Origin of the sequence: Actinomadura sp. BRA 177 (genome assembly GCF_013372625.1) — a bacterium.
In the GTDB taxonomy this organism is placed as follows: Bacteria; Actinomycetota; Actinomycetes; order Streptosporangiales; family Streptosporangiaceae; genus Spirillospora.
Genome location: NZ_JABXFD010000290.1, coordinates 42,341 through 48,707 on the forward strand (window position 1 = coordinate 42,341; position 6,367 = coordinate 48,707).

Sequence of the window (6,367 nt, forward strand, 5' to 3'; positions counted from 1 at the left end):
GGCTCGGCCGGGTGGCTAGCGGTTCTGGACGGCCCTTTCGTTGGGGACGCAGTGGGTCATCTGCAGGCCGCTGACGTCGCGCGAACCGTTCTTGCCGAGGTTGGCGAGCCGCTGCCGGTCCTCGTCGGTGAGGTCCTGGCCGGGCAGCGGATCCAGGTGCTCGACGTCGTCCGGCCCGATGCCGAGACCCTCCCCGACGCGCAGCCCGAGGTCGTCCTCGACGAGCAGGAAATGCCACACCATCCGTTCCTGGACGGGACGCGCGCATTGGGAGATGTTCTCGACGAAATTGCGGACGAGGTCGTCGCGCTCCCAGTCCTCCATGAGGCAGTAGCGCTGGCCGGCCTGCTTGTAGTCGTTCGCCCGCGCGATCCGCTTGCGCGTCAGCCGCCCGTGGATCTCCGGACCCTGCTCGTCGTGCGTTGGGTACTGGCCTTCGCGCAGCCCGCCCGTAATGGACGGCTCATAGTTCACGTGCGGGTTCTCGCCGCCGGCGTCCACGTGATAGGTCATCTGGCCGTCGCGCTGGTTCGTCCGCACATTCGCGCCCTTGGCGCGGTTGACGGGCAGCTGCAGATAGTTCGGCCCGACCCGGTGGCGCTGGGTGTCGCTGTAGGAGAAGGTCCGCCCGACGAGCATCTTGTCGTCGGAGAAGTCGAGGCCGTCGACCAGGACGCCGGTCCCGAACGAGATCTGCTCGTTCTCGGCGAAGTTGTCGTCGACGTTCCGGTCCAGGACGATCCGGCCGACCGGCTTCGCGGGGAATTCGTTCTCGGGCCAGACCTTGGTGTCGTCGAGCGGGTCGAAGTCGAGTTCCGGATGGTCGTGGTCGTCCATCATCTGGACGCGCAGCTCCCATTCCGGGAAGTCGCCGCGTTCGATGGCCTCGTGCAGGTCCTTGGTGGCGTGCCCGAGGTCGCCGGCCTGCACGTTGGCCGCGTCCTCCCCGGTCATGCTCCGCACGCCCAGCTTCGGCATCCAGTGGTACTTGACGAGCTTCGTCTCGCCCGACTCGTTCACCCACTTGTAGGTGTTCACGCCGAAGCCCTGCTGGTGCCGGTAGTCGGCCGGGATTCCGCGGGGGCTGAACACGTTGACGAGCATGTGCATCGTCTCGGGGGTCTGCGACATGAAGTCGAAGATGCGCGCCGGGTCCTGCCGGAACGTCACCGGGTCCGGCTTGAGGGAGTGGATGACGTCCGGGAACTTGATGGCGTCCCGGATGAAGAAGACCGCCAGGTTGTTGCCGACGAGGTCCCAGTTGCCGTCCTCGGTGTAGAACTTGATGGCGAACCCGCGCGGGTCACGGGCGGTTTCCGAGGAGTCACGCCCGCCGATGACCGTGGAGAACCGCAGTGCGATGGGGGTGCGCTTTCCCTCACCCTGGAACAGCTTGGCCCGGCTGTAGTTCGCGATGGGCTCGTCGCCCCATTTCCCGTACGACTCGAAGAACCCGTACGAGGTCGTGCCGCGCGCGTGCACGACCCGTTCCGGTATCCGCTCCCGGTCGAAGTGGCTGATCTTCTCCAGGAACTGGTAGTTCTCCAGCGTGGCCGGGCCCCGCGCCCCGATCGTCCGCTGGTTCTGGTTGTCGTAGACCGGGTGGCCCTGCCGGTTGGTCAGCACCGGACGATCGTCCCCCGGCTCCGGTCCCTTGCTCGCAACGTCCGTCACGACGCCTGCTCCTCTCCACTGCTTCCGGGTGCGGCCCTACCCGAAAAGGAGCAAGTAAACGGCCCGAAACAGGTAAACGCCTGTCGCCTCCCTGGGGCACCCGACCCGCCGGAACACCGGGTCGGCCGTCGGAAGCCGCTGCCCGCCGCACTGCCGCCGAACGCGGCCCGCCACATCCGGCAGGAACGGTCCCAGCAGCTCACCGACCATCCGGCACGCCGCCACCAGCCCAGCGAGGACGGTGTCCAGCCGTGGATCGCCCGCCTTCGCAGCGCGACGAGCCGCGCCTCGGTGAAGCCGGCGTCCCCCGTCCTCGACGGTCACGTCGCCCGACTTGCTGATCTTCCGGCCGCCGGCGGTGAGGTAGCCGTGCACCAGCACCTCGTCCGGCACCGGGAGCCCGGCGGACAGCAGCATCGCCGGCCAGTACACGGCGTGGAACCGCAGCACGCCTTTGCCGACGAGATGGACGCGCCGCGCGCCGCCCGTCCACCAGCGCCGGAATTCCGCGCCGTCGCTCCCGTAGTCGAGTGCGAGGATGTGGCGGGTGATCCCCGTTTACACCACTGACACGGTTCCCATTGATGGGTGGCCGCCGGTGACGCATGCCTGGCCCGTTTGGACTGTGGCGACGGATATTGGGCAAGGGCTTGAGGCGCTTGCCGTGTCGGCGGCCGACCGTGGTGCTCACGCCGTCGTCGGTCTGCGGTTCGCGACCTTTTCCAGCCACGTGATGGTGGATCGCTATGCGTTGATGGGAACTGCTGTTGTCCTGGGCGGTGATCCCGGGTCTGCGTGAGTGGGCTGCCCGCGCGGCTGGTCCTGACGCTCTAGGTGGCGAGGTCGTGCAGGTAGCGGGAGATTGGGCCGAGGGTCAGGAGGCCGCTGGCCGCGCCGGCCAGTTCGCCTGCTGCTGGGGCGAGGGCGTCGTGGGCGCGTTGCATTGTGTCGCGGTCGTCTACGGCCAGGGCTGCGCCGGCGGTCAGGCACCACAGCGCCTCGAACAGCAGGTCGTGCGGTGGTTCGGGGACGTCGCGCAGTGCTCCGGCGGCTTCGCGTGGACGGTCGCGCGCCAGCAACACCAGGGGACGGGCCCACGGCTCGTACGGCCCCCATTCGGCCTGGGGCTGGGCTGGTTGCCGGTGCTGGACGCGGAGGGAGAGGAGCGCGAGCGGTAGCAGCCCGTCCTCCAGGCCGGGCATGCCAGAGCCCTGCATGCGCGCGGCCGCATCCCGGTAGGCGGCTTCTGCCTCGGGCATTCCGGCGCCGGACGCGGCGAGTCGCAGTGCCCGGTACCAGGTGGTGAAGACGCCCACCAGCGGACGTTCGTGACGTTCCGCCAGGCGGTCGACGGCGGCCGCGTGCTCGTCGGCCGCGGCGAAGTCGGCGAGCGCGCTGCTTGCCTGCAGCCGGATCAGCCGTCCGAGCACCTCGTAGCTCGCCAGGTCGTGCCGGACGGACAGGTCGACCAGTTCGGCGCCGATCTCGTCCCGCCGGGGAGCCAGTCCGGCGCGGTCGAAGGTCTGCATGAAGACGCCGTTGAGCGCGAAGGCGAGCAGCGCCGGATCGTCCAGGTTCCGGGCGATCTGCTCCGCCTCCCGAGCCGCCTCGCGTGCCCGTTTTGTGCCGGTGCCGCGCGATTCCAGGGCGATCGTGGACAGGAGCCGTGCCCGCACGGCCTCATGCCCGGCCGGCAGCGCGGCGAGCGTGCGCTCGGCCGCCGCCACGACCTGGGTCGCCTGCCGGGGGTCGTCCGACCGGGTCCAGATCGCCGGGACGTCGTACGCGCCGATCACCCGTGCGGTGAGTTCCGGGTCGCCCAGTTCCTCGGCCGCGGTGATCGCCGGCATGCGCTGCTCGCGGGCCGCCTCCAGGCCGCCGCCGCCGGTCACCGCGAGGTTGCGCAGGATGCCGATGGTCGATTCGAGGCGGGACCGCGCTCCGGTCGCCACGGTCCGGTCGTAGGCTTCGGCCGCCTGCGTCCACAGTCGCGACGTCGCATCCAGGTGGTCGGCCTGGCGGAGGATGTCTTCCTCTAGGCGGCGTAGCTCCGGCCCTGGGTCGACCCCCAGTTGCTCTACGAGGAGGCCGCGTGCTCGGCGAAGGACAGCCAACGCGTCCCCTTGACGGCCGGTGCGGTAGAGGGCGAGTGCGAGCAGCCGCCAGGCGTCCTCGCGCCACGGATGTTCCGCCACATGTGCATCCAGATCGGGCACCGCGTCGGCGGCGAGGCCCAACTCCAGCCGCGCTTCGGCCCGCCGTTCGATCGCGCGCAGCCGCAACTCCGCCAGCCGGGAACGTTCCGCGTGCGCCCACGGCTCGTCGGCGAACTCGGCGTAGGCGGGGCCGCGCCACCGGTTGAGCGCCTCGTCCAGGTCGTCGAGCAGGTCCAACGGGGGACGCGCCGCGGTCACGGCCTGCTCGAAACGCCAGGCGTCCACGCCGTCCGGGCCGGGACGCAGCGCATATCCGGGGCCCTCGATGACCAGCAGGTGGGACGGTGTCCTGGGCGGACGATCAGGCTCCAGGACGCGCCGCAGCGCCGCCACGAACGTGCGCACCGCCCCGACGCCGTCCGACGGCGGATCCATCCACAGGTCGTCCACCAGCAGTGATACCGGGACGACCCGTCCACGCGCGATGATCAGCCGGGCCAGCACGGCGCGGTGCCGTGGCCCCTTCAGGGCGATCGTGTTTCCGGAGCCGTCCCAGGCCGTCACCGGCCCCAGCACCCCGAACAGGACGTCCACGACCGCCACCGTATAGCGCGCTCATCGGATGCTCATTCGCGCCGGGCAGCCTTGGGGTCATGCCAACCATCACTGGATTCGAATACAAGCGCGTCCCTGTCGCCGAGGGCGTATCCCTCAATGTGGCCGTCGGAGGGTCGGGTTCGCCGATCGTCCTCTTGCACGGCTTCCCGCAGACGCACCTGATGTGGCGGCACGTCGCTGAGGACCTCGCCGCCGACCACACCGTCATCTGCCCAGACCTCCGTGGATATGGAGCCAGCGACAAGCCGGACGGGGACTACTCCAAGCGCACCATGGCCGCCGACATAGTGGCCTTGGCGCGCGCGCTCGGCCACGACCGGTTCGCCCTAGCAGGCCATGACCGCGGCGCCCTTGTCGCCTTCCGCGCGGGCCTCGACCACCCCGATGTCATCACGCACCTGGCGTGCCTCGATGTCCTGCCGACCCTGGACATGTGGGAGGTCATGCACGGAACCACCGCGGCCGTTGGCTTCCACCTGTATCTGATGGCCCAGCCGCCCGGCCTGCCCGAGCAGCTGATCGCGGGCGCATCGGACGCGTTCTTCGGCCACTTCCTCGACCTGTGGGGGAACGACCCGTCCGCGATCCCGCCCGACGTGCGCGTGGCCTACCTCGCCGCCTGCCGCGACGCGATCCCGTCGATTGTCGCCGACTACCGTGCGTCCGCCGGCATCGACGTCGAGCACGACACGGCCGACCGGGACGCCGGGAACCGGCTGCGGATGCCCGTCACCGTCCTCCAGCAGGACTGGGGCGCCGCCCTCGGCTACGACGCCGTCGCGCTCTGGCGCGCCTGGGCGTCCGACCTCGACCACGGCACCGTGACCTGCGGCCACTTCATGGCCGAGGAGGCCCCCGCCGAGATCGCCAAGTCCCTACGCGCCCTCGTGGCCCGCTGACGCACGCGCCGGGGCGGCCGTGCTCACCAGGGCGGGCCGCCCTGGGTCGCCGCCCACACCCACACGTAGAGGATGAACGCGGTCGCCACCAGCCCCACAAGCAGTTCCCAGTTGAGCGGTGTACTGCGCCCTCGTTTGTGAGCCATGCTGATCGTCCGATCGTCCGGCGTACTCGTCTTTCGACATGTAGCCGGACGATCTGCCCGTAACCCCAGCGAACGGCAAACAGCGGACGTCACTGGAAGTACTTCTCGAACCCGTTCGCCATCGCTTCGGCCATGCGCTGCCGGAACGACGCATCGGACAGTTTCGCCGCGTCCCCCGGGTTCGACATGTTGCCGCACTCGATGAACGCGGCGGGCACCGTGGACATGTTCAGCCCGCCCAGGTCGTCGCGCTGGTCCAGGCCGTCCTTCCCGATGTAGGTGGCGAAGGGCATGCCGGTTCCGGCGTGATAGGCGTCGCGAATGTCCAGGCCGAGCCGGCGTGAATCGTCCACGATCTCTTCGTTCTTGCCCACGGGCTCCGGCACGATGACGTGGAACCCGTGCCCGGACTCGGCGGCGCCGTCGGCGTGGATCGACAGCGTCGCGTCCGCGTGCATCCGGTTCGCGATCGCCGCCCGCTCCGTGATGCACGGCCCGACACCGGTGTCGTTCTTGCGCGTCAGCGTCACCTCGGCGCCTTCGCTCATCAGCACCCTCGCGAGCCGGTTGGCCACGTCCCAGGTGAACGCATGCTCGCTGTAACCGTCGGGCGTACTCGTACCGGTCGTGTTGCACGCCTTGAAACCGTTCCCGACGAACACTTCCTTGTTGATCTCCTCGGGATGGGACGCGTTGCCGCCGTTGTGACCGGGGTCGAGCACGATCACCTTCCCCTTGACCGAAGACGCGCTCTCACCGGCGGACGCACTGGTCTCCGGCGTCCTCCCGTCATCGGACGATCCGCCACACGCGGCCAGCACGCCGAGGCAGAACACCACCCCGGCCACACTCACGAACCCCCGCACAAGCCCGC

The 6,367-nt window shown here is 69.7% G+C and carries 7 protein-coding genes; 2 read left to right on the forward strand and 5 right to left on the reverse strand.

Features of this window, described 5'->3' with window-relative positions; genetic code table 11:
• Positions 1-15: 15 nt before the first annotated feature.
• Together HUX53_RS13585 and HUX53_RS13590 are read right to left on the reverse strand one after the other, a co-directional pair.
• Positions 16-1,674 carry a catalase gene (locus HUX53_RS13585; RefSeq protein WP_176403539.1) on the reverse strand — a complete coding sequence of 553 codons (1,659 nt, stop codon included), beginning with the start codon at positions 1,672-1,674 and terminating at the stop codon, positions 16-18.
• A gap of 36 nt (positions 1,675-1,710) precedes the next feature.
• Complete coding sequence (locus HUX53_RS13590; protein WP_176403546.1) at positions 1,711-2,226, reverse strand: class I tRNA ligase family protein; 516 nt, start codon at positions 2,224-2,226, stop codon at positions 1,711-1,713.
• On the opposite strand from HUX53_RS13590, the gene HUX53_RS13595 reads away from it, so the two are divergent.
• A complete protein-coding gene (locus tag HUX53_RS13595) occupies positions 2,222-2,473 on the forward strand; it encodes a hypothetical protein (RefSeq protein ID WP_176403540.1) in 252 nt (83 codons plus the stop codon). The genes HUX53_RS13590 and HUX53_RS13595 overlap by 5 nt on opposite strands.
• A 31-nt stretch (positions 2,474-2,504) precedes the next feature.
• Here HUX53_RS13595 and HUX53_RS13600 read toward each other — a convergent pair whose 3' ends face one another.
• Entirely contained in the window at positions 2,505-4,424 is a 1,920-nt protein-coding gene (locus HUX53_RS13600) for a BTAD domain-containing putative transcriptional regulator (RefSeq protein ID WP_176403541.1), read from the reverse strand.
• A gap of 59 nt (positions 4,425-4,483) precedes the next feature.
• Here HUX53_RS13600 and HUX53_RS13605 point away from each other — a divergent pair, with 59 nt between their 5' ends.
• Positions 4,484-5,347 (forward strand): alpha/beta fold hydrolase, encoded by an 864-nt coding sequence (locus HUX53_RS13605; RefSeq protein ID WP_176403542.1) that lies wholly within the window; start codon positions 4,484-4,486, stop codon positions 5,345-5,347.
• 23 nt (positions 5,348-5,370) lie between these two features.
• Here the strand turns inward: HUX53_RS13605 and HUX53_RS41105 are convergent, their stop codons facing one another.
• Both HUX53_RS41105 and HUX53_RS13610 read right to left on the reverse strand, forming a co-directional pair.
• Positions 5,371-5,493: a hypothetical protein gene (locus tag HUX53_RS41105; protein WP_255205223.1), complete on the reverse strand. Its 123-nt coding sequence runs from the start codon at positions 5,491-5,493 to the stop codon at positions 5,371-5,373.
• Positions 5,494-5,582: 89 nt separating this feature from the next.
• The coding region (locus tag HUX53_RS13610; RefSeq protein WP_309237201.1) for an N-acetylmuramoyl-L-alanine amidase at positions 5,583-6,367 on the reverse strand (785 nt) is incomplete at its 5' end.